Below are 21,336 nucleotides of genomic sequence, written 5' to 3'. Positions count from 1 at the left end.
CGCACGCCCTGCCTGTGTCAGCGCCGCCCGTCCGTCCGGCGCGGGAGCCGCCACGGGTTGTCGTCCCGCAGGGCCTCCGGCAGCAGCGCGTCCGGGAAGCCCTGCCAGGCGACGGGCCTGAGGAAGCGCTCGACGGCGGCGGTGCCCACGGAGGTCGTCGTCGGCGAGGTGGTCGCCGGATAGGGCCCGCCGTGCTGCTGTGCCCAGCTGACCGTGACCCCGGTCGGCCACTCGTTCCACAGCAGCCGGCCCGCGAGCCCGACGAGCGAGGGCAGCAAGCCCCGCACCAGCTCGGCCTCGTGCTCCTCGCCGTGCACGGTCGCGGTGAGGCCCGGCTCCAACTCACCGAGCAGACCCATCAGTTCGGCCGTATCTGCATACGTCACCACCAGCGAGGCAGGACCGAAGCACTCCTGCCGTACGTCCGTGCCCGCGGCGAGGAACTCCTTCCCGCTGATGCTCAGCAGGGCCGGAGCGAACCCCGGACCGCCGTCCTGCCCGGACTCCGCCAGCACCTCGACCCCCGGCACCGCACGCATCCTGGCCAGCACGCGCGCGTACCCCTGCGCGAGGTGCTCGTTCAGCATCGGCTGGGCGGCGACCGCGGCGACGGCCTCCTTCAGTGCGCCGTCGAGGCCGTGGCCCTCCGGCAGGAAGAGCAGACCGGGCTTGGTGCAGAACTGTCCGGCGCCCAGCGTGAAGGAACCCACGTACGCCTTCGCGACCTGTGCACCGCGCGCGGCGACGGCGCCCGGGGTGACGACGACCGGGTTGACGCTGCCGAGTTCGCCGTAGAACGGGATCGGACGCGGACGGCCGTTCGCGATGTCGAACAGCGCGCGCCCGCCCGCCACCGAGCCGGTGAACGAAGCCGCCGCGATCCGCTCGTCACGCAGTGCCGTGACACCGGCGTCGACGCCGTGGACGACCGCGAAGATCCCGTCCGGCGCCCCGGCGGCGAGGAGCACGTCGCGCACGAGGGCGCCCGTCCGGTGCGACAGTTCCGGATGCCCCGGGTGCGCCTTGAGTACGACCGGACAGCCGGCGGCCAGCGCGGACGCGGTGTCCCCGCCCGCGACGCTGAACGCGAACGGGAAGTTACTGGCGGCGAACACCAGCACCGGGCCGATCGGCACCAGCAACCGCCGGATGTCCGGACGCGGACCCATCGGCCAGGCGGCGTCCGCGTGGTCGATCGTTGCTCCGAGGAAGTGCCCTTCGTCCAACTCCTGTGCGAACAGGCGTAGTTGGAACGTCGTCCGGGCGAGCTCGCCCTTCAGCCGTGGTGCGGGCGGCAGGTGCGTCTCGGCCGCCGCCAACGCGATGAGCTCCTCGGCCGCGTCGTCGATCGCGTCGGCGACGGCGGTCAGCCAGGCCGCGCGCTCGGCGGGGGTCGAGGCGGCTGCCGGTCCGGCCGCCGCCCCGGCGCGGGCGAGCACGCCCTCCAGGGCGGCGGAGTCGGTGTCCTGCATCACGAGTCCTTTCTGCGCGAAGCGTGCGCCGCGTCCGTGGCGGCGCACATGTCCTGCCAGCGGCCGGGTCCGGCCAGTCCGAGGTGGTAAAGGTGCAGCTCAGCGGCACCGGCCTCGGCCAGTTCCGTGACGTACGCCTTCATGTCCGGGACCGGGCTCGCGGCCACCGCGGTGAGGTAGCTGCCGACGTCCACGGCGGACGGAAGCTGCCGCCCGGCCGCCGCGACGGCGTCCACACTGGCCTGTCCCGGCACCCAGTTCGGCAGCACCACGGCGTCGACCTCGGCGGCCGCAGCCGGGGTCAGCCCCGGCAGCGCTCCGGTCGCCCACGGATCGAGAGCCCCGTGCAGCACGACCCGGATGCCGGGCCCGATCGCGGCGAGCACCCCGCGCCGCAGCGCGTCGGTGCCGCGCTGCCGGGTCCGCAGGAGTACGGTCCTCAGCTCGGCGGCCAACTCATCGGCAGTGCCGGTCAGTTCGGCACCGTCCACCAGGCGGCGGACCTCGGCCCGCAGTGCCTTGCGCACGTCCTCGGCGAGGAATCCGTACCCCGCCCAGCCGTCGGCGCAGGCCGCACAGCAGCACACCGAGAGCAGCCGCGCGACGGCCGGGGACCAGACGCCGTCCGTCTTCTCGTGCTGGTGCTGGTGGACCGCGCCGAGCTGACCACAGGCTTCGAGGACCACCGACGCGACGTCGAGCCCCTCCAGACACTCCGCGGTCAGCGTCGCCGCGTACGCCCGCACCTCGGGGTGCGACGGGCACAGCGCCCACGGATAGCTCTCGCCGAAGCAGTTGCGCACGGCGTACCCGGGGAACTCCGTACCCAGCCGCGAATCGTGGGTGAGCACGATCCACGCGGCGGCGGGCACCCCGGCCGCGTTCAGTACGCGTACGGCGTCTCCCGCGCTGTCGGGCGCCGAGACCCAGTCCGCCGCGGCCGGACGGAGCGCGGCGTCACGCCAGGCCTCCTCCCGCACCGGACGGTAGAGCGCCGCGTGCCGGGCGAGCACCGAAGTGCCGTCCGGCGACCAGGGGGTGGCGGCGCGGGCGCTGTGGTACGACACGGCGACGGCCACCTCGTCGACCCCGAGCGCCCGCGCCCGGGCCACGAAGCCGGGTGCGTCGATGACGTCCCACGGATAGGCGTAACCGACTACGCGCACCGCTTCACCACCGCGCGGTGCGAGGCTCGAACGACGGGTCGAACGTGCGCATGTACGTCACGTCGTCCCGCTTGGTCTGTCCGCACCGGAGGTAGTCCTCGTGCGCCCTGGCCAGCGCGTCCCGGTCCAGCTCGATGCCCAGTCCCGGCCCCTCGGGCACGGCCACCGCGCCGCCGCGGAACTCCAGCGCGCCCGGCGCGATGACGTCGACCTCGCGCCACGGCCAGTGCGTGTCGCAGGCGTACGTCAGGTGTGGGGTCGCCGCGGCGACGTGCACCATCGCGGCGAGGCTGATGCCGAGGTGGCTGTTGGAGTGCATCGAGAGCCCGACGCCGAAGGCCTCGCAGGTCTTCGACAACGCCTGGGTGTCGCGCAGACCGCCCCAGAAGTGGTGGTCGGAGAGTACGACGCCGACGGCCCGTGCCCGGAACGCGGGCTCGATGTCCTCGAACCGCACCACGCACATGTTGGTGGCCAGCGGCATGCTCGCCTGCTCGGCGACCTTCGCCATGCCCTCGATGCCCGGGGTCGGGTCCTCCAGGTACTCCAGGACGCCGGCCAGTTCCCGCGCGACGCGGACCGAAGTATCCACCGTCCAGGCCGCGTTGGGGTCGATGCGCAGCGGGTGGCCGGGGAAGGCCTCGGCCAGGGCGCGTATCCCGTCCATCTCCTGGTCGGGGTGGAGCGCGCCGCCCTTGAGTTTGATCGACTTGAAGCCGTAGCGGTCGATCATCCGCTTCGCCTCGCCGACCAGGGCGTCCGGGGTCAACACCTCGCCCCAGACGTCCTGTTCGGCGCCGGTGTGTGCTCCGTACTTGTAGAAGAGGTACGCGGAGAAGTCGACCTCGTCGCGCGCCCGCCCGCCGAGCAGGTCGACCACCGGACGCCCCAGGAAGTGCCCCTGCGCGTCCAGACAGGCCACCTCGAACAGCGCGTAGACGCTGGCGATCGTCTTGCTCACCGAGAAGCCGCCGGTGAGGCCGTGCTCGTCGGAGAACACCGCCCCGCCCAGCACCCGCGTCACGATGCGGCGCAGTCCCGGCAGGTCGAACACGTTGTGCCCGGCCAGCTCCGGCAGCACCTTCCGCACCTGCTCCAGGAAGGCCAGATCGCCGTACGACTCACCGAGCCCCGCCACACCGTCCTCGCAGCGCAGCTCGACCACCCCGCGCAACGCGAACGGCTCGTGCACGCCCATCGCGTTGAGCAGCGGCGGATCCCGGAACGCGACCGGGGTCAGGACCACCTCGACGATCTTCATCAGCGCACCCCGTCCCCTGCGGCAAGCATCGCGTAGCCGTCCGCGACGATCTTCTCCAGCCGCTCGATCTGCTCCGCCGAGGGCTCGACGAGCGGCGGCCGGACGCCGCCGACGCGGTCGCCGCGCAGCCGGGCGCCCGCCTTCACCAAGGACACCGCGAAACCGGCGGTCTCGTCCCGCAGCGCCACCAGCGGCAGGTAGAACCCCGCCAGCAGTGCGTCGACGGTCTTGTCGTCGTCCGCCGCGAGCGCCCCGTGGAAGCGGATCGCGATCTCCGGCGCGAAGCAGTGCACCGCCGACGAGTAGCGGGCCACCCCGATCGCCTTGTACGCGCGGGCCGAGACCTCGGCGGTCGGCAGCCCGTTGAAGAAGAGGAAGTCCTCGGCGCGCGGTGAGTCGGAACTCCGTACCGAGGTGACGATCCTGCTCATCAGCTCGACGTCGCCGACGCCGTCCTTGAGACCGACCACGGCCGGGACGTCGAGCAGCTCCAGCGCGGACCTCGGGGTGAACGCACCGTTGGCGCGGTGGTAGACGACGACCGGGACGTCGGTGTCGCCGACCGCGTACCGCACGTGGTCGACGAGCCCGGACGACGGCCCGGACACCAGGTACGGGGGCAGCAGGAGAACACCGTCCGCGTTCCCCTCGCGCGCCGCCGCGATCCCGGCCCGCGCGGTGGCCGCACCGCCTCCGGCACCCACCCAGACCGGCACCCGCCCGGCGACCACTTCGCGCGCCCTGCGCAGGAGCGCGGCCTGCTCGTCGGGCACCAGTGCGCTGAACTCGCCCGTCCCGCAGGCGATGAAGAGGGCTCCGGCACCGGCTGCCACGTGCCTCTCGACCGTTTCGGAGAAGGCGTCCAGGTCCACTTCGAGGTCGTGGGTGAAGGGAGTGAGGGGAAACGCGAGCAGGCCGTCAAGCTCGACGCGGGGCTGCGCGGGGTGGGGCTGCGCGGTGTGGGGCTGCGCCGTGGCGGGTTCTGCCGTGTGGGGCTGTGCCGTCAATTTCTCGCTCTTTCGTTCTGGAAGGGTCACGCTCACCCCTCTCGACGACGTTCACATACATGAATCGTGTCTGATACTGTGCTCGATGTTCATGGACTGGAACAATGTCCCGGGACGTTAATAGGGTGTGACGTACGTGTCAACGGTCGGACGTACTGGATGAAGGAGCGCCTCGTGCCGCAGAAGGCAGGAACCCCCGCAGGCGGGAACGCAGTTGAGCCGGCAGGGGTCAAATCGGCGCGCCGCACCATCGACCTGCTGGAGACCTTCGCGGCCAACGTCGGCTGGCTGTCCCTGGCCGACCTGCAAGCCAGTACGGGTTTCCCCAGGTCGAGCCTGCACGGACTGCTCCGCACACTGCTCGACGCCGGCTGGCTGGAGACGGACTCCGGCACCGGGCGCTACCGCCTCGGCGTCCGGGCGCTGACCTGCGGCACGGCCTATCTCGACCGCGACCCGGTGATCCCGTACGCGACCGAGGCGCTCGAACTCGTCCGCGAGAAGACCGGGTTCACCACGCACTACGCCCGCCGCGCCGGCGCGGAGGTCGTATACCTGGAGACCCGGGAGTCCGCCAGGTCCACCCACCTGGTGTCCCGCGTGGGCCGGACCCTCCCCGCCCACGCCACCGCCCTCGGGAAGGCGCTGCTCGCCGAACTGACGCACGACGAGATCGAAGCCGTACTGCACGACCCGCTCACCGCGCGGACGCCGAACACCATCACCTCGGTCCAAGCCCTCCACGCCGAATGCGCCCTCACCCGGGAACGCGGCTACGGAGCCGAGATCGAGGAGGGCGGGCTCGGAGTGCGCTGCGTCGCCGCGGTGATCCCGTACCGCATCCCCGCCACCGACGCGATGAGCTGCTCCATGCCCCTCGACCAGGTCACCGACGCCGACGCGAAGCACGTGGGCGAACTGCTCGCCGAGGCCACCACGGAACTGGGCCAACGCCTGCGCCGAGCCGGAATCCGCTGACCGACAAGGCCCTTTCCTTCCTTCGCTACGCAGAGATCCGCTACGCAGAGAAAAGAGAACCCCGATGGCGATGGCGACGGCAGACCAGCGCGTCCTGATCACCGGATCAGCGGGCATGGTCGGCGGCCTGATGCGCTCACGGCTCCGCCGCGACGGCCGGATCCTGCGCCTGCTCGACCTCGCCGACCAGCCGGCCGCGGAGGAGGGTGAAGCAGTCGAGCTGATCTCCGCCTCGGTCACCGACCCGGCAGCCATGGCCGAGGCGTGCGCCGACGTGGACGCGGTGATCCACCTGGGCGGCCTCAGCCGCGAGGCATCCTGGGAAGACACCCTCGACGTCAACATCCACGGCACCAGAACGCTTCTGGAAGCCGCCCGCGCCGCCGGCGTCCCACGCATGATCCTGGCCTCCAGCAACCACGTCGTCGGCTACCGCCGCAACGACGAAGCCGACGGCGGAACGGGCCTGCCCGCCGACTCCACCGCCCGCCCCGACACGTACTACGGCGTGAGCAAGGCGGCCATCGAAGCGCTCGGAAGCCTCTACCACTCGCGGTTCGGCATGGACGTGATCGTCGTACGCATCGGCTCCTGCTTCCCGGACCCGATCGCGCTCGGCCCACGAGGCCTGGCCACCTGGCTGTCCCCGGGCGACGCGGCCCGCCTGTTCGAAGCCTGCCTGGCCACCCCGTCGCCCGGCTACCGCGTCGTCTGGGGCGTCTCCGACAACACCCGCCGCCTGTACTCCCTCACCGAGGCGGAGGCCCTGGGCTACACCTCCCACGACAACGCCGAAACGTTCGCGCCCCAGATCAACACTCCCGCCCCCACCGGCCCCGCCGCGGACCACATCGGCGGCCCGTTCGTCACGACCCCCCTGGGTGAACCCAACCCCCTCTGACCCACCAGCCCCGGCCGTCACCTAGCCTGCCCCAATGGCCAAGCCGGCGGAACACCCACACATCACCAGCCGCATCGGCCGCCGCCAGGCCCTGAAACTGACGACCGGCGCGGTGGCCGGTCTGGCCCTGACCACCTCCGCGTGCGACAGCACACCGGACGAGCCCGAGCCACCGACCCGCAAACCGCTCTGGACCCTGAACCTCCTCGACAAGGACGGCACACAGAAGGGCCTGGACGACGCCACGCCGGTGCACCACAACAACGTGCTCTACGTCAGGACGAAGAAGCACGGCCTCTACGCACTCGACGCGACCACCGGACGCGAACGCTGGCACGCACCACTGGCCGGCCCCTTCCCCGGTGCACCGTCCGTGACGCCGCAAGCGGTGTTCATCGCCACGCAGGGCGGCACCGTACAAGCACTGCGCACGGCGGACGGCAAACCGCTCTGGAGCCGGACCCCGGGAAACCGCCTGCGCACCCCCAGCGCGGGGGACGTGTGGATCAGCGGCTCCATCGCCCTGACCAGCTTCCTTCCCTCCACCTACGACGAGGACCCCGACCCGCCGCCGAGCGTCCTGTACGCACTCGACACCCGCAACGGCAACCTCCTCTGGCACACCGAAGCCTCGCTCCTGGAGGTGCGCGACGGCCTCGCGTACGTCAACCTCCCCGACGAGAGCCTGACCGCACTGGACCCACGTACGGGCCAGGTCCGCTGGTCGGCACCGCCGGAGAAACCGGGCGGCAAGTGCACCCTGGACCTCTTCACCGCCGGCCTGCTCTTCGGCCGCAACGGCAACGTGGGCATCGGCTCGAAACTGGTGGCGTACGACCCACGCACCGGCGCCACCCGCTGGACCGCCCCAGCAGCCCACGCCTCGACACCGGTGGCCCACACCCACACTGTCTACATCAACGCCCCCGGCCGAACCCGCGGCGACGGACAACAACTCCACGCCTTCGACGCCACCTCGGGCAACCGCCGCTGGACCGCCCCCGCCTTCTCGAAGACGCTCAACGAAAGCGCCGCGCTCGCCGCCGACAAGGACTGCGCGTACCTGAGCTGGAGCGAGAGCACCGGCTTCGCCGAGAACCGCACGACCCTACGAGCCCACGACGCCCGCACCGGCCGCGAACGCTGGCGGAACGACCGCCCCGAAGCCTCCTACAAAGCGGCCACGACTCCGGACAGCCACCTCTTCATCGCCTACACGCCCGACTGGTACTGCTACCACACCCAAACGGGCAAGCCCCTCTGGCGCCTCCCCACAGAAGAAAGCACCTCAGGCCCCCCACCCCTGTCCGCCAACGGCCTCCTCTACTTCACCAACGAATCAGTGGTACACGCCCTCCGCCCCTGACCAAAACCTCCAAAATGTCCGCCTGCCGCCCATCCGGGCGTCCGTCGGGCACCACCACCAAGAGTTCAGGAGCCGTTCAGTGACGTGGTCGCCGGCTCATTTCGCCGTGGAGCAGCAAGACCTCCCCCGGCTCCGTGAACTGCTGGACGCGGGGCATGACGTGGAAGACGATCAGGGCAACGGCTGGACTCTCCTGCGGCACGCCGTCGACGTCGAGCACGACAGCCACGTGCAGTCGGGCGCGCCGCTCCACGCGGACGTGACAGCGTTCCTCCTTGCACGGGGCGCCGATCCCCTGCGGTCCTGGGAGGGAACATCCATCGTGACCGCAGCCGAAGACTGCGGCCACTGGCTGGCAGCAGAGATCATCCGCGCCTGGATCGCCCGCGGCGAACAGTACGTGTACGACCAGCCCTGATGCGCGGGATGACGGCCGGGCAGGCTACTTTGCTCGGATGAGTCTCCTTGATGATGTGGCCGAGCGCGACGGCTGGCGCTGCTGGGTGTGCGACGAGCCGGTCGACCCCGACAAGTCGGTCAATGACGAGCAGGGGCCCAGCGTGGACAGCCGGACCGCCGACCGGAAGGCCAAGGTCGCCGAGCGGCTCGCACACCGCGGGTGCAACTCCCGCAAGGGCGCGGTCAAGGTGGTCATCGCCTGGCCGGACGACCTGTACGTGGTCGAACCCGCCCCGCTGATCGCTGTCGCCGCGAGGCTGGAGCGCAAGGGGGGCCGCGAGATGGTGGGCCGCTGCCCGACCAAGCGGGACGCCCAGGAAGCGGCGGACTGGCTGGTGGACCGGTTCTCCCGACTGACGCCGGGGCTGCCGGTGACCGCCGAAGTCGAGCCGGGCGGCGGCCAGTTCCTCGTCATCCTGGCCACGGGCCGCCGCTGACCGGTTGTCTCCAGTGATCTCCGGCGCACAAGTGTGCCCCCCGTACACGAAGTTCTGGCATGCTCCGTGTCATGTCTCAAGCGATCTTGAAGTCCGAGCGGATCCAACTGATCCCCCTGTCCCGCGAACACCTCGAACACCAGGTCGAGCTCGACGGCGACTCCGAAGTCATGGAGTACCTGGGCGGCGCGCGGAGCCGTGAGCAGATAGAGGAAGCGCTCCAGGGGTACCTCGAAGACGCCCGACGGGTACCGGGATTGGGATGCTGGGCCGGATTCGTGGAAGGGGAGTTCGTCGGCTTCGGGCTCCTGCGGTCCCCGGGACCTGCCGAGCAGGAAGCCAACGACGGGCAGCTCGGGTTCAAGATCCTGCGACGCCACTGGCGTCAGGGACTTGCCAGCGAGGGATCCCGTGAGCTGATCCGCCACGGGTTCGAAGACCTCGGACTCGCCAGGATCCACGCCATGGCAGCGGCGGCCAACACCGCGTCCCAGGCGACGCTCACGGCCCTCGGACTGCGACGCGTCCGTGAGTTCCTGGCGGACGCCGAGTGGTTTCCGCCCGGTACCGACCTGCGCACGGTCGAGTACGCGATCACCCACGAGCAGTGGAGTGCGCCGCGTCCATCAGCGCTGTGACATAGGCATCCAGCCGCTCCTCCACCACCCGCGTCGTCAGCTCTGCCCGCCCTGCCTCCCGCCACGGCCGCGCCACCCACCGCACTTCCTCCGAGGACGCCAGCCCGTCCCTGACCAGCCAGTACAGCCGCTCGTTCCGGTCCGCAGCCAGTTCCCCGCCGGCGTCCTCGTACGCCCCGGGGAACCGCAGACCCCACGCCGGGCCGTGCAGCAGCGCGAGATTGACGGCGCAGTGCGCCACATCAAGATCGGCCGGGCCCCACGAGGCCCCGGCCCAGTCGACGACCCCCGTCAGCCTGACCTCCGCCGGCCCTGAGGGCGGCACGTCGAACAGCACGTTGCCGGGCTGGAAGTCCCGGTGCAGGAACCGCCCTTCGTAGCGCGGCACAGGCTTGCGGATCACACGGATCGCCGCGGCCCAGGCCGCCGCGTCCGCGCCCTTCGGAACCACGACACTCTCGGCGGTCGTCAACGCCACGTACTTCCGCGGCCGTTCGGCGGGCCGCAGCGCGTGGATCGCCACGAGCTGACGGGCCAGCAGCGGAATGCGCCCCTCCAGCCCCTCGTCGTCGAGGACCGTCCGCCCCGCCAGATGCGTCATGAGGAGGGACGGGTACGCGCAGTGCGCGGCGGTCGGATCCACCGCGACCAGCCCAGGAGCCGGTACGCCGGTCCCCGCCAGCAGGGCCAGCGCACCAGCCTCCCGGCCCAACCAGTCCTCCGCCTGCTCCACATCGACGAAGGTCCGCAGCACCAACTCCCGGGCCCCGCCGCCACTTCGCGCGCCGCCGATCGTCAGCTTCCACACCTCGGTAGTGAGGCCGCCGTGCAGTGCCTCGGTTCTGACGATCCGTTCACCGGTCTCCAGGTGCTGTCTCACCCAGGCCAGAGTCGTCGGCCGGACAGCTGCTGTCTCATGGTGGTCGGTCACCCCTGCATTGTGCGAGACCGCCGACAGGCCGCACGAGGCCGTTCAGGTGGTCGGAGTTGAGTGCCGGCTCAGCGGAAGGCGGCGATGTTGCGCGCGACCCAGTCGCTGAAGTGGCGCGGGGCGCGGCCCAGGACCCGCTCCACATCCGGGCTGATGAGCAGTTCGGCGGGGTTCGGGGCGGAGATGATGTCCAGGGTGTCGTCGGCGAGTTCCGCCGGTACGAAACGGGTCATCGCGGCCTTGGCCTCGTCGCGGGTCAGTTCGTGGAACCGTACCGGCGACCCGAGTGCGGCAGCGATGGCCGCAGCCTGCTGACGTGGTGTGATCACCTCCGGCCCGGTCAGCTCGTACACCGCGCCGTGGTGCCGTTCGTCCAGCAGGGAGGCCGCCGCGACCTCGGCGATGTCCGCCGGATCGACGACCGGCACCCCCACATCGCCGAAGGGTGCGGCGACCGTTCCCTTCGTACGGACCGACTCCGCCCAGGCAAAGGCGTTGGAGGCGAAACCGCCCGGTCGCAGGACGGTCCAGTCCAGGCCGGAGCCCTGCAAGGCTTCCTCCACCGTGCGCACCGCGACCCGCGACGGGCCGGACGGCCTGGTCGCCACGCCCTGCGAGGACAGCAGGACGAGTCGGCGGACCCCGCTCGCCCTGGCCAGGGCGATGAGGTCGGTCGCCCTGGCCGTGGCGGCGTGCAGGTCGCCGGAGAGCAGGAGGAAGAGTGCCTTCGCCCCGTCCAGTACGGGGGTGAGGCTTGTCGGTTCGGTCAGGTCGGCCGCCACGTGGCGGACTCCGTCGGGCATCGCCGCCGCGTTCCGCGACACGGCCGTCACCTGCTCGCCCGCCGCGGCCAGGGCCTGCGTCAGAGGCCGGCCCACATTGCCGGTAGCCCCGGTCACCACGATCATTTTCAGCTCCTGGTTCGTTGTGCGCTAAGGCAGTTGACGCTAGGAGGCAGGCTTACTTTTCGTAAGAACATACCCAGAGGTAAGCTCCGGACATGACGGAAGGTGTGCAGCTGAAGCAGGCCGAGGAAGGTCAGCGGTATGAGGTGTTTCACACTGACTGCCCGGCGAGGGACGTGGTCGACCACGTGACCAGCAAGTGGGGTATCTGGGTGCTGATCTCCTTGCGGAGCAACGACCTTCGGTTCTACGAGCTGCGGGACAGCATCCGGGGCATCAGCGAGAAGATGCTCGCCCAGAGCCTGCGCGCGTTGGTCCAGGACGGCCTGGTCTGGCGGAAGGTGGAGCCGACAACACCGCCCCAAGTCACGTACGGGCTCACCGAGTTCGGCCGGGAAGTCAGCGATCCCCTGAAGGACTTGTTCCACCGGATCACGGAGCGGCTCCCACCACGCAGCCAGGGCTAGCCGGCACCGGGACGGGCGGGGTTGATCAGCACCACGAAGCGGTCGCCCTCGGAGTCCTGGTCGGAGCCAGCATCACCAGACCTTCCCCGGCCTCCCAAACACCGGCCATGGTCATGACGAGATGAGGAACAGCCACTCGGCGAGGCAGGCCGGAACGCCGTTCCCGTATCCTGACCTGCGCCCCGTCTGATTGCGGCAGCAGTGGCAGCGGCAGTGACCGACCCCCAGCTCCTTCTGTGTCGACCTTGAGGTGACTTCGTATTCCCCAGGCCATCTAGCGGTCCGCCTTCCCCCACGTTCTGAGTCGAACGTGCCCGGGGGAGGACGTCGCACCGGCCTGAGTTGCGTCACCCACCCCCGCGTTTCCCGTCTTGTCCTGCCCGGGTGCAGCTCTGCTGTCTGCCCCGGGTTCCGTCCTGACCGGCCTCGGAGCGGCCGACGGCAGGGTTCCCCGATTCCCTGAATCAGGAGTTTCCCGTCGTGTCCTCCCCGCCCCGGGCCGCCTGGATCGCCCTCGCCGTGCTCCTGGTCGCCGAACTCATTGACATCCTCGACCAGTCGGTCGTCCTCACCGCCCTGCCCGTGATCCAGGAGTCGACCGGCGCCGGACCGGCCGCGTCGCAGTGGCTGACCGCCGGCTACTCACTGGCCGTCGCCGTCGGCCTGATCACCGGCGGGCGGCTCGGCGACCTCCACGGCCGACGCAGGATCCTCCTCGTCGGCACCCTGGTGTTCACCCTGTCCTCACTGCTGTGCGGCACCGCCACCACCCCCGGCGTACTGATCGCCGCCCGCGTGCTCCAGGGTGCCGGCGTCGCGCTGATGCTCCCGCAGGTCCTGGCCACGCTCCATGTCACGTTCGAGGGGCAGCACCGCAGCAAGGCATTCGGCCTGTACGGGGGGATCCTTCCGCTCGCCAACGTCCTGGGCCCGGTCCTCGGCGGTGCGCTCACCGAGGCCGACCTGTTCGGACTGTCCTGGCGGCCGGTCTTCTTGATCAACGCACCCATCGGTCTCGCAGTGATCGTCCTCGGCCGCAGGTTCGTCCCCGAGTCGACCGCGCCGAAAGCCGACCGCCTCGACCTGAACGGCATGCTCCTGTCCGCCCTCGCCGTGGTCCTGATCATCTTCCCGCTCACCGAGGGGCACACCCACCACTGGCCGCTCTGGTGCTTCACCATGCTCGCCGCAGGCCTCCTCGTCCTCGGTGTCTTTCTGCGCCACCAGCAGCGCGGGAAGGACCAGCAGGGCCACTCCCCGCTCCTGGCACTGTCCCTGTTCCGCGACCGGCAGTTCTCCGGCGGCCTCTCCGCGCAACTGGTCCTCGGCCTGCTGTGCGGCCTGTTCTTCATGACCTGGACGCTCTACCTCCAGCGCGGTCTGGGCATGAGCCCGCTGATGGCCGCCGCGGCCTTCGCGCTGCTCGCCCTCGGCGAACTGGCCGGTGCGACAGCGGCGATGAGGACGGCCGGGCGCTTCGCCCGCCGCCTGCCACAGACCGGCCTCCTGATCGCCCTCGCCTCCATCACGGCGTACGGAATCCAGCTTTACGGCAACCAGGTCGGCGGCATCCAGTCCGACGAGGCACTCCTGGCGATGGCGGCCCCGACCGTACTGCTCGGCTTCGGTCTCGGCATGGTCGGCGGCCCGCTCGCCGACATGTCGCTCGCCAAGGTCCCGCACGAGAACGCCGGGTCCGCCTCGGGCCTGTTCAACACCGCGATGCACCTGGGCATGGCCCTTGGCACGGCGCTGACCGCACTCACCTTCTTCTCCGCGACGGGCGGTTCGCCCGACAGCGCGGTCAATCGGGCGGCATTCACCGGTGTTCTCTGGTGGACCGGCGGCATCCTCGCCGCGATGTGGGCCCTGATGTTCTCCCTGCCGGCCCGTGCGAGCAGGGAGGCCGGCTGAACCGTCCTGCCCGCTGCACAACGCCCCGGACGAACTGTGGGAGCAGCCCAGAGCATAGGATTCCGCACCAGATAGGGCATAGGGCATAAGTTTTATGTCATAGGGCAATAGAGTCGGCCAGGAGGGGTCATGTCGGAGCATCTGGGACCGCTGGAACTGATCGGGGGCCGGTGGGCCATAGGTGATTCGACGCGAAAGGGCGGCTCGTTTCTCGTCCTGACACCCGAGGGCCTGGAACACCACACGCGGGGCGCGCTGGGACCGCGCGACGCTGTCGCGTGGTCCCGGTTCGTGGAACTGGACGTGCTCGCCACCCAATGGGCGTGGATGGCCAGCGGCGCGGCGGGCGCACTGAGTGCGGGCATGAGCGGGAACGTATGCGGCCGCAGAGCCTGCTCCGTACAGGCAGTGGTACGCCACCCGTACGACAACTGGTCGGCGAACTACACCCACCACAAGCGCTCCTACCCCTACTTCGAGATCGCCCTGGTCCAGGGACTGTTCGAGAAGGCGGTCAAAACCAACGCAGCGCACCGGCTGGGCGACCCGGAGTGGCTCGGCAAGGCGGTCGCTCAACTGGCTTTGCTGCGTGAGCAATCGAGGAGCTCGGCGCTCCGGAACGTGGACAAGGCCATTGAGGGCCTTGGCATCTGAGCTGCGCCGGGTTGGCGCGGTCCGTAGCCGCCGGGCCTGCGCCTTCCAGAAGCAGACGTGCTCATCGCGAGAACGACTGGCTCTTGGACTTGTGGCGGACGGACCGAGAGGCTGGGGGTCATGGAGGTGACGTGATGAAGTACTCGCACCCCGATGAGGAGCTGGTCAACCAGCCGATCGGGTACTGGACATGGGCCGCGAACAAGACCCTCACGGCGTACGTCAGAGGGCGCCTCGCGGCGATCGGGATCACCCAGCCCCAGTGGTGGGTCCTGCACCAGGTCCTGCACAGTGACAGCGGCGCGACCCGGGACGAAGTGATCACTGCGCAGCAGGCCAACCTGGACGTCGGTGCCGGAATCGTCCCGGACATCGACCTGTTGATCGAGCGGAAGCTGGTCGTCGTGGATGCGGCCGGCCGACTCCGGATCACCGACGAGGGCCGGGCGCTGCACCGGCGTGCCGCAGAGACCCAACGGACCAGCCGGGCCAGTGTCCACTCGGACGTTTCGGACGAGGAGTACCTGATCACTCTGAAGGTGCTACAGCGCATGGTCCGCAATGCGGGTGGACAGGTCGCCCCAGCCTGACGACTGAGCCGGGCCGGCCATGACGGTCGGGATGAGCGGAGTGATCGGGGTGATCGTCAGGGGGCACTCAGGGACCGCTCAGGGTCATCCCGAATCGAGCCCGGCATCCGGGCAGGAAGACTCGAAGGCACGAGGAACACCAGTTCCGAGCCTTCCTGAGCGGAGTCCCCATGTCCCTGCGCCGTCCGTCGGTCATCTCCCTGGCCGCGTTCACAACCGCCGTCGCACTGTGTGCCGTTGCTGTTCCCGCCCAGGCGGCCACCGCTGCTTCCCCCGGCCTGGACCGTGCCGCCCTGCGCGAGGCGATCGCCCTTCGTGCGGACGACGGCGCGGCCGGTGTCGTGGCCGAGGCCCACCGCGACGGTGAGACGTGGCGGGGCACATCCGGCGACGCCGTCACCGGGAAGCGGGTGAGCACCAAGGCGCACTTCCGGATCGGCAGCGTCGCCAAGCCGATGGAATCCGTCATACTCCTGCAGCTCTCCGCCGAGGGTCGCATCGACCTGGACCGCAGCGTCCAGCACTACCTGCCCGGGCTGCTGCCCGAGGACAGGTTCCAGGAAGCCGTCACCGTACGGCAGTTGCTCAACCACACCAGCGGGTTGCCGCAGGACCTCGACGGCGCGCCCCCGTTCTCCCAGGACGAGGCGATCGACGGCCGCTTCGACTCCCTCAGCTTCGACCGGAGCATCCAGCAGACGCTGCGCCCCGAGGGACGTCCGGGGCCGGGTCCGCGCTTCAGCCCCGGCACCAAGCAGGAGTACAACTCCTTCGGCTACCGCATCGCCGGAAAACTCATCGAAACCCTCACCGGCCACTCCTTCCACCACGAGGTGACCCAGCGCATTCTCAAGCCGCTCGGGATGCGCGACACGGCCACCTCGGTGCCGGGCCGCGCCACGTCCGTGCCCCGCCCGTACCTCCCGGGCTACCTGCCCCGCAGCACCGGCCGGCTCGTCGACGTCAACAAGCAGGGCGGCCTGCCCGCCAGCATGACGTCAACCGGCGCCGACCTCGACCGCTTCATCACCGGCCTCTTCACCGGCCGCCTCCTGCGCCCTGCCCAGCAGGCCGAACTCTTCGCCGTCCCGCGCGGCACCGACGGAAAGCCCCTGCCCTACGCGGGCACCTCCAACTGCAACCAGGGCCCGGCAAAGGGCACCGCCTGCTTCAGCACCGTACTGATGTCCTTCCCGCTCCCCGACGGCACCGTGCTGTGGGGCAAGACGGGCAGCGACATGGGCTACAAGGCCGGCGTCTTCGCCACCCCCGACCTGAACCGCCGTGCCGTGTACGCGATAGGCACCTCCTCGCCCGACGACCGCGCCCCGGCAATAGCCCAGCGCCTCGCCCTGGCAGCCTTCAAGGGCTAGGACCCCCCGACCCCGACCCCGACCCCGACCCCGGCCCCGACCTCGCCCCAGCCACGCTCGACCGACCGAGGGCATCGCTCAGCTCCGTCTCCCGCGCCACTGAACAGCGCGGTCAACATGGGCACGCCGTGACCAAGCGCCTGGCGCGGCAACGGGCCTGTGGCGACAAGCGAAGCGAGTCCGTGCCCGATGGTCCAGCTCTGTGTTGCCAGTCGAAGTCGAAGTCGAAGCCACCGCGGTCATCGAATAGACGTCTGGACCTCCGGACATCCGGACGTCGTCGCGACGAGCAGCCCAGCCGGCCCCCGGGCCGAGCCGGGTAGCCTGTCCCGGCACTCGAAGTGACGTACCCGAGGAGACCCCTTGCCCGAGCAGACTCCTGGGTTCGGTACGCCCCGCCCCACCCTCGAAGCAGTCGCCGCCCGCGCCGGTGTCTCCCGGGCGACCGTCTCGCGCGTAGTCAATGGCGGCGCCGGTGTCCGGGCAGCCCTGGCGGAGAAGGTGAGCCGGGCAATCGAAGAGCTGGGATACGTTCCCAACCACGCGGCCCGCACCCTGGTCACCCGCCGCAACGGCGCCGTCGCCGTGATCATCGCCGAACCTGAGTTCAGGATCTTCTCGGACCCCTTCTTCGCCCAGCAAATACGAGGCATAAGCCGCGAGCTCACGGCGTACGACTCCCAACTCGTCCTGCTGTGGGTGGAAGGGCCCGACGACCACGAACGCATCGCCCGCTACCTGGGAGGCGGACACGTCGACGGGGCGCTCGCCTTCTCGCTGCACGACGACGAACTCCCCGCGATCATCGGCCGGATGAAGGTGCCGTACGTGTTCGGAGGACGGCCGGGGAGGCCGGCCCCGACCGGGCCGACGGGTGCGGCAGCCGGCCCCCCGGTGCCGTACGTGGACTGCGACAACCGGGGCGGAGCACACGAAGCGGTACGCCACCTGGTCTCGCTCGGCCGGAAGAGCATCGCCCACATCGCGGGCCCGCTCGACCAGACCTCCGCGCTGGACCGTGCCGACGGCTACCGCGACGCACTGCGGGGCGTCGGGCCGGAGCTGATCGGCGAGGGGGCTTTCACGGAGGAGAGCGGCGCCCGTGCGATGGCCGAGCTGCTGGACCGCACGCCGGACCTGGACGCGGTGTTCGCCGCCAACGACCTGATGGCGGCAGGCGCGGTCGCGACGTTGCGCGAGCGGGGGCTGCGGGTTCCGGAGGACGTTGCCGTGGTCGGGTTCGACGACATGGCATCGGTGGTGTGCAGGATCGACCCACCGCTGACGACGGTCCGTCAGGACGTAGAGGAAATGGGCCGGTTGATGGTGCGACTGCTGATGCGCTCGCTGGGCGAGAGGGGGTCGGGGGCGCCGCCCCCGGACCCGGTGATCACGCCCACCGTCCTGATACGGCGAGCTTCGGCGTAGGGCGTGTCTTTCTGATCAGGCCTGGGTCGCGGGGCCGGTCACGCACATCTGCGGCGTTGTCGTCAATCGACGACGCTCCGCGTCGCCTCAATCCTCCGCCTTGCAGCTGCACGCACCCAGCCCCGCTCGGCCACCCCGAAAGGGCAAGGCACCCCTGGTCGACCTGATCCGAAAGACACGCCCTAGGCACCGACAGGGCGAGAGAGCCCCGTCGGCGCCCAGCGCCGACCCACAGGACGGTCAGCCGTACGGCAGGACGGTCAGCAGTCCGCCAGGCCGGTCAGCAGTCCGCCAGGCCGGCCAGCCGCCCGGCGGGCCGGTCAGCAGTCCGGCGGGGCCGGTCAGCCGTACGGGATCGTCAGCACCGACCCACCCGCCCCCGTCCTGAGCCTCGCCGCTCCGTTCCCGATCGCCGGCCACACCTCAAGGCGTACGGTCCCGCCCTTCAGGTTCCCCGGCGAACCGGTCGCCGACTTCAGGCCGCTGCCCTCGCCGTACGTCTCCCAGCCGGTCACCGGATCGGTCGCGAAGTACCGGTAGGTCTCCGTCCGCTCGAAGGTGCCGTCGCCCGTCAGGTCGTAACTGATCCTGGCCTGCTGGCCGAGGCCGACCGCGGTCCCGGCGTCCACCTGGAGGCGGAAGGCCGTGGCCCCGCCCGCCGTGAGGGTGCCGTTGACCTGCTTCGCCTCGTAGACCAGGGGCCGGTACGGCGTCCCGTCGTGGTTCGCGCCGTCCGCCGACGCGAGGGTGTCGCTGCCCGCCGTGCCGCCGTCCGTCGTGGTGAGGGTGCCTCCGCTGCGGAGCTGGAAGACGTTCCCCGTCGGCGGGTCCGGATCCGGGTCGGGATCCGTACCGCCGCCGGTCCCGGTGCCCGTCGCCGTGGAGCGCGCCGGGACGGTGAGGGTCTTGCCGTCGGAGAAGGTGACGGTGCGGGGCGTGGCGCCGTAGTTGTGGGCCGCGTAGGTGCGCACGGTCCCCTTCGTGAAGACGCCCGAGGTCGGGATGTCACCCGTCACCGCGGGATCGGGAGCGCCGAGCGCGTCCAGAGTGCCGATCCAGTGGTACGTGTGCGCCTTGGACTCGCCCTGCTCGGGCGTGTAACCGCCGCTGCCCGCATCCCACTTGGCCCGCGCCGCCGCCGGATCCGCGAGCGACTCGAACTCCCACAGGATGTCCCGCCACTCGACGGCCGGCCCGCCGTTCTCCCGTACGAGCTCGGCGAGGTTGCGCCGGATCGCGGCCTTGTGCCCGCCCAGGTGGAGGGAGCCCCCGGTGACCGGGAGGACGTTGATGCCGTGGATCTCCTCGGGGTTCGCCGTCCACCACGTCGCGTACGCCGCGCCGCTTCCCCAGACCATCCCGGCCGTGTCGTGGCCGAACCCGGCGGGGAACACCTGTTCGTCGGCGTCGAACCAGTACTGGGAGATCGCCTCCGACTCGGTGGTCAGCAAGTAGGCGCCCAGATCGCGGAGTTCGGCGTTCCCGGTGGCCGAACCCCAGAGTACGAGGGCCGCGCTGAGGTTCGTCGACTCGGACGACGACTCCTGGTTGTTGCCCGCGGCGAAGCCCTGGTGCCCGGAGGCCCAGCTGTGACCCGCGTACACGTCGAAGCCCCGCAGGAACGGGAAGGCCGTATCGCCACGAGCGGGGTTGGCCGCGTCCTTGACCAGGGTCTTCACCATGCCGCCCCACGCGGAGTCGGCGGCCCAGGCCTGGTCGTACTGGGCGACGACCGCGGCGGCGTACACGTAGTAGCTGTAGTGGAAGTGGTGGTCGTTGAGTTCCGTGTCGCTGCCGTACGAGGCCGGATAACCGGTCAGCGTCTTCCAGTCCTTGTCGTACGAGAACTCACTCGCGCCGCCCGCGGTGAACCACTCCTGGAGCCGCCCCTTGATCAGCCCGAGCAGCTTGTCGCGGACACCGACCTCGCCCAACTGGTCGGCCACCGGCACTAGTTGGGCGAGCCTGCCGAGCGCCTTGCCCGTCCAGTACGTGTCCGTGGCCCCCGAGAACGGATCGGCCGCGTTCGCCACCTCGTCGAGGTACGCCTTCAGGCGCGCCCGGTCCACCCCCGAGGACTTCGGGAGGGCGGGTAGTACGGGCGAGGACTTCTGGGTGGTGGTGAAGGCGGTGCCCTCGCGGACCTTCATCGTGCCGCGCGGCGAGACGTAGGTGTAGGAGGTCAGCGGATCGGCCGTGTGCAGCCACTGATGCCGGTAAAGCGCCTGGAGAGTGCCGGTCTCGCTGCCCTCCTGCGCCTGGGTGGTGAGGGTGTAACCGGCCTTCACCGAGCCCGCCGACGAGGACCAGGACACCCGGGAGCCGGTGACGAAGCTGAAGGCGTACTTCTTGTACGTGGCGAGGGCGTCGGCTGACGGCAGGACGGCCAGCGAGAAGTAGTCCTTGCCGCCCAGTCCTGCGGTGATCGTGGACCCGGAGACGTTCCAGTCGCTGCCGGTCGGGGCGAAGAGGGCGTAGTGGTGGCCGGAGACCGTGATGCCGAGGACGTTGCCCTGGTCGGCGAAGACGGCCGGTGCGGCGGCGGTGGTGATCTGCGCGTTGCCGCCCGACCCCTTGGCGTACACGAAGGGCAGACCGTGGCCGATGGTCGTGCGCAGGGTGCGGGCGCCGTCCGACCAGTAAGGGGTCACGGTCCAGTCGGACCACGAATCGGCCCTCGTGTCGGGGGAGTTGAGACCGGTGAGGCCGAGGGTGAGGTCACGCTTGTGCGCGTACTCGTACTGCCGGCCCTCGCCGACGACCGCGGGAGTGGTGGGGTACCCGACGTCCAGACCGCCCGCGGTGGCCTGGTAGGTGAGCGGGTGCCCGTACATCGGGGTCGAGTACGGGTTGTCGCCGTACCGCTGGAAGGCCAGGGACGACCACCAGTCATTGGTCGGTACGGGCTTGCCCTTGGCCGCCGGGGTGACCTTGGGGCTGACGGGGGCACCGGTGTGGGTGGTGGGTCCGGAGGTTCCGGCGGGGCGGGTGTCGGAGTAACTTCCGGAACCCACCGGAACGGTGGCTGCCACCGCCGGGGAGACGGCGGGACCGAGCCCGACGGCGGCCAGCGCGGCGACCAGGACCAGCGCGGCGGCCGGTCGCCGGAGCGGAGTTCTGCTGTGGGGGTGGGGGGCTGGGTGGGAGCGGGGAACTGGCATGGACGGCACCTCGAAGTCTTGACGGGAAGGGCCTATCGAGAGCGCTCTCAGACGTCAAGGAACGTAGAACTCCGGAAACGCGAGTGTCAATAGGCCCAACAGTCAAGGGAGTTGAGCGACTCATCCAACCGCCCATGCCTTCGACCCTTGACGGAGAGCGCTCATCCCTCACCCGATGCGACCGCCCGGCGCGCATTGGCATGGACCTGCCCGCGTTCCTTCGCTAGT

Annotated in this window: 19 protein-coding genes; 12 read left to right on the top strand and 7 right to left on the bottom strand. The window is 70.4% G+C overall.

What is annotated here, in order from left to right; genetic code table 11:
* Positions 1-17: 17 nt before the first annotated feature.
* From ACZ5PB_RS19810 to ACZ5PB_RS19795, 4 genes are read right to left on the bottom strand one after another with little or no spacing between them, the layout of a single operon-like run.
* Positions 18-1,472 carry an aldehyde dehydrogenase (NADP(+)) gene (locus tag ACZ5PB_RS19810; RefSeq protein ID WP_468692801.1) on the bottom strand — a complete coding sequence of 485 codons (1,455 nt, stop codon included), beginning with the start codon at positions 1,470-1,472 and terminating at the stop codon, positions 18-20.
* Positions 1,472-2,638 (bottom strand): hypothetical protein, encoded by a 1,167-nt coding sequence (locus ACZ5PB_RS19805; protein ID WP_468692800.1) that lies wholly within the window; start codon positions 2,636-2,638, stop codon positions 1,472-1,474. The genes ACZ5PB_RS19810 and ACZ5PB_RS19805 overlap by 1 nt, the downstream gene beginning before the upstream one ends.
* 4 nt (positions 2,639-2,642) lie before the next feature.
* Complete coding sequence (locus ACZ5PB_RS19800) at positions 2,643-3,899, bottom strand: glucarate dehydratase family protein (protein WP_468692799.1); 1,257 nt, start codon at positions 3,897-3,899, stop codon at positions 2,643-2,645.
* Positions 3,899-4,813, bottom strand: coding sequence for a 5-dehydro-4-deoxyglucarate dehydratase (locus ACZ5PB_RS19795; protein ID WP_468693259.1), 915 nt, complete (start codon positions 4,811-4,813; stop codon positions 3,899-3,901). Before ACZ5PB_RS19795 ends, ACZ5PB_RS19800 begins: the two co-directional genes overlap by 1 nt.
* A gap of 267 nt (positions 4,814-5,080) precedes the next feature.
* On the opposite strand from ACZ5PB_RS19795, the gene ACZ5PB_RS19790 reads away from it, so the two are divergent.
* The 6 genes from ACZ5PB_RS19790 to ACZ5PB_RS19765 all read left to right on the top strand — a co-directional run bounded on the left by ACZ5PB_RS19790 (position 5,081) and on the right by ACZ5PB_RS19765 (position 9,685).
* Positions 5,081-5,884, top strand: coding sequence for an IclR family transcriptional regulator (locus ACZ5PB_RS19790; RefSeq protein WP_468692797.1), 804 nt, complete (start codon positions 5,081-5,083; stop codon positions 5,882-5,884).
* 64 nt (positions 5,885-5,948) lie between these two features.
* The gene (locus ACZ5PB_RS19785) at positions 5,949-6,785 is read left to right on the top strand and encodes an NAD-dependent epimerase/dehydratase family protein (protein ID WP_468692796.1); all 837 of its coding nucleotides are present in this window, start codon (positions 5,949-5,951) and stop codon (positions 6,783-6,785) included.
* A gap of 34 nt (positions 6,786-6,819) precedes the next feature.
* Positions 6,820-8,151 carry a PQQ-like beta-propeller repeat protein gene (locus ACZ5PB_RS19780; RefSeq protein WP_468692795.1) on the top strand — a complete coding sequence of 444 codons (1,332 nt, stop codon included), beginning with the start codon at positions 6,820-6,822 and terminating at the stop codon, positions 8,149-8,151.
* A gap of 106 nt (positions 8,152-8,257) precedes the next feature.
* On the top strand, positions 8,258-8,569 hold the full coding sequence (locus ACZ5PB_RS19775) for an ankyrin repeat domain-containing protein (RefSeq protein WP_468692794.1): 312 nt from the start codon (positions 8,258-8,260) through the stop codon (positions 8,567-8,569).
* A gap of 37 nt (positions 8,570-8,606) precedes the next feature.
* Positions 8,607-9,047: a hypothetical protein gene (locus ACZ5PB_RS19770; protein ID WP_468692791.1), complete on the top strand. Its 441-nt coding sequence runs from the start codon at positions 8,607-8,609 to the stop codon at positions 9,045-9,047.
* A gap of 71 nt (positions 9,048-9,118) precedes the next feature.
* On the top strand, positions 9,119-9,685 hold the full coding sequence (locus ACZ5PB_RS19765) for a GNAT family N-acetyltransferase (RefSeq protein ID WP_468692790.1): 567 nt from the start codon (positions 9,119-9,121) through the stop codon (positions 9,683-9,685).
* Here ACZ5PB_RS19765 and ACZ5PB_RS19760 read toward each other — a convergent pair.
* Positions 9,642-10,616: a phosphotransferase family protein gene (locus tag ACZ5PB_RS19760; RefSeq protein ID WP_468692789.1), complete on the bottom strand. Its 975-nt coding sequence runs from the start codon at positions 10,614-10,616 to the stop codon at positions 9,642-9,644. The two genes, ACZ5PB_RS19765 and ACZ5PB_RS19760, sit on opposite strands and share 44 nt — an antisense overlap.
* A 68-nt stretch (positions 10,617-10,684) precedes the next feature.
* Positions 10,685-11,524, bottom strand: coding sequence for an SDR family oxidoreductase (locus ACZ5PB_RS19755; RefSeq protein ID WP_468692788.1), 840 nt, complete (start codon positions 11,522-11,524; stop codon positions 10,685-10,687).
* 92 nt (positions 11,525-11,616) lie between these two features.
* Between ACZ5PB_RS19755 and ACZ5PB_RS19750 the strand changes: the two genes are divergently transcribed.
* The 6 genes from ACZ5PB_RS19750 to ACZ5PB_RS19725 all read left to right on the top strand — a co-directional run bounded on the left by ACZ5PB_RS19750 (position 11,617) and on the right by ACZ5PB_RS19725 (position 17,947).
* The gene (locus ACZ5PB_RS19750; protein ID WP_468692786.1) at positions 11,617-11,988 is read left to right on the top strand and encodes a winged helix-turn-helix transcriptional regulator; all 372 of its coding nucleotides are present in this window, start codon (positions 11,617-11,619) and stop codon (positions 11,986-11,988) included.
* 480 nt (positions 11,989-12,468) lie between these two features.
* Positions 12,469-13,902 carry an MFS transporter gene (locus tag ACZ5PB_RS19745; RefSeq protein ID WP_468692785.1) on the top strand — a complete coding sequence of 478 codons (1,434 nt, stop codon included), beginning with the start codon at positions 12,469-12,471 and terminating at the stop codon, positions 13,900-13,902.
* A gap of 129 nt (positions 13,903-14,031) precedes the next feature.
* Positions 14,032-14,556 (top strand): hypothetical protein, encoded by a 525-nt coding sequence (locus tag ACZ5PB_RS19740; protein ID WP_468692784.1) that lies wholly within the window; start codon positions 14,032-14,034, stop codon positions 14,554-14,556.
* 134 nt (positions 14,557-14,690) lie between these two features.
* Complete coding sequence (locus ACZ5PB_RS19735) at positions 14,691-15,146, top strand: MarR family winged helix-turn-helix transcriptional regulator (protein ID WP_468692782.1); 456 nt, start codon at positions 14,691-14,693, stop codon at positions 15,144-15,146.
* 170 nt (positions 15,147-15,316) lie between these two features.
* Entirely contained in the window at positions 15,317-16,519 is a 1,203-nt protein-coding gene (locus ACZ5PB_RS19730) for a serine hydrolase domain-containing protein (RefSeq protein ID WP_468692781.1), read from the top strand.
* Positions 16,520-16,882: 363 nt separating this feature from the next.
* A complete protein-coding gene (locus ACZ5PB_RS19725) occupies positions 16,883-17,947 on the top strand; it encodes a LacI family DNA-binding transcriptional regulator (protein ID WP_468692780.1) in 1,065 nt (354 codons plus the stop codon).
* Positions 17,948-18,288: 341 nt separating this feature from the next.
* Here the strand turns inward: ACZ5PB_RS19725 and ACZ5PB_RS19720 are convergent, their stop codons facing one another.
* Positions 18,289-21,108, bottom strand: coding sequence for a glycosyl hydrolase (locus ACZ5PB_RS19720; protein WP_468692778.1), 2,820 nt, complete (start codon positions 21,106-21,108; stop codon positions 18,289-18,291).
* Between the last annotated feature and the right edge of the window lie 228 nt (positions 21,109-21,336).

It is taken from the genome of Streptomyces sp. NPDC032721, assembly GCF_055579625.1.
The sequence above is the reverse complement of the archived record's forward strand: the minus strand, read 5'-3'. Positions and strand labels throughout refer to the sequence as shown.

Coding starts and splice junctions, on each gene's coding strand:
- ACZ5PB_RS19740 (WP_468692784.1), top strand. CDS start 14,032: ATGTCGGAGCATCTGGGACCGCTGGAACTGATCGGGGGCCGGTGGGCC.
- ACZ5PB_RS19810 (WP_468692801.1), bottom strand. CDS start 1,472: ATGCAGGACACCGACTCCGCCGCCCTGGAGGGCGTGCTCGCCCGCGCC.
- ACZ5PB_RS19730 (WP_468692781.1), top strand. CDS start 15,317: ATGTCCCTGCGCCGTCCGTCGGTCATCTCCCTGGCCGCGTTCACAACC.
- ACZ5PB_RS19770 (WP_468692791.1), top strand. CDS start 8,607: ATGAGTCTCCTTGATGATGTGGCCGAGCGCGACGGCTGGCGCTGCTGG.
- ACZ5PB_RS19785 (WP_468692796.1), top strand. CDS start 5,949: ATGGCGATGGCGACGGCAGACCAGCGCGTCCTGATCACCGGATCAGCG.
- ACZ5PB_RS19720 (WP_468692778.1), bottom strand. CDS start 21,108: ATGCCAGTTCCCCGCTCCCACCCAGCCCCCCACCCCCACAGCAGAACT.
- ACZ5PB_RS19765 (WP_468692790.1), top strand. CDS start 9,119: ATGTCTCAAGCGATCTTGAAGTCCGAGCGGATCCAACTGATCCCCCTG.
- ACZ5PB_RS19780 (WP_468692795.1), top strand. CDS start 6,820: ATGGCCAAGCCGGCGGAACACCCACACATCACCAGCCGCATCGGCCGC.
- ACZ5PB_RS19800 (WP_468692799.1), bottom strand. CDS start 3,899: ATGAAGATCGTCGAGGTGGTCCTGACCCCGGTCGCGTTCCGGGATCCG.
- ACZ5PB_RS19755 (WP_468692788.1), bottom strand. CDS start 11,524: ATGATCGTGGTGACCGGGGCTACCGGCAATGTGGGCCGGCCTCTGACG.
- ACZ5PB_RS19735 (WP_468692782.1), top strand. CDS start 14,691: ATGAAGTACTCGCACCCCGATGAGGAGCTGGTCAACCAGCCGATCGGG.
- ACZ5PB_RS19750 (WP_468692786.1), top strand. CDS start 11,617: ATGACGGAAGGTGTGCAGCTGAAGCAGGCCGAGGAAGGTCAGCGGTAT.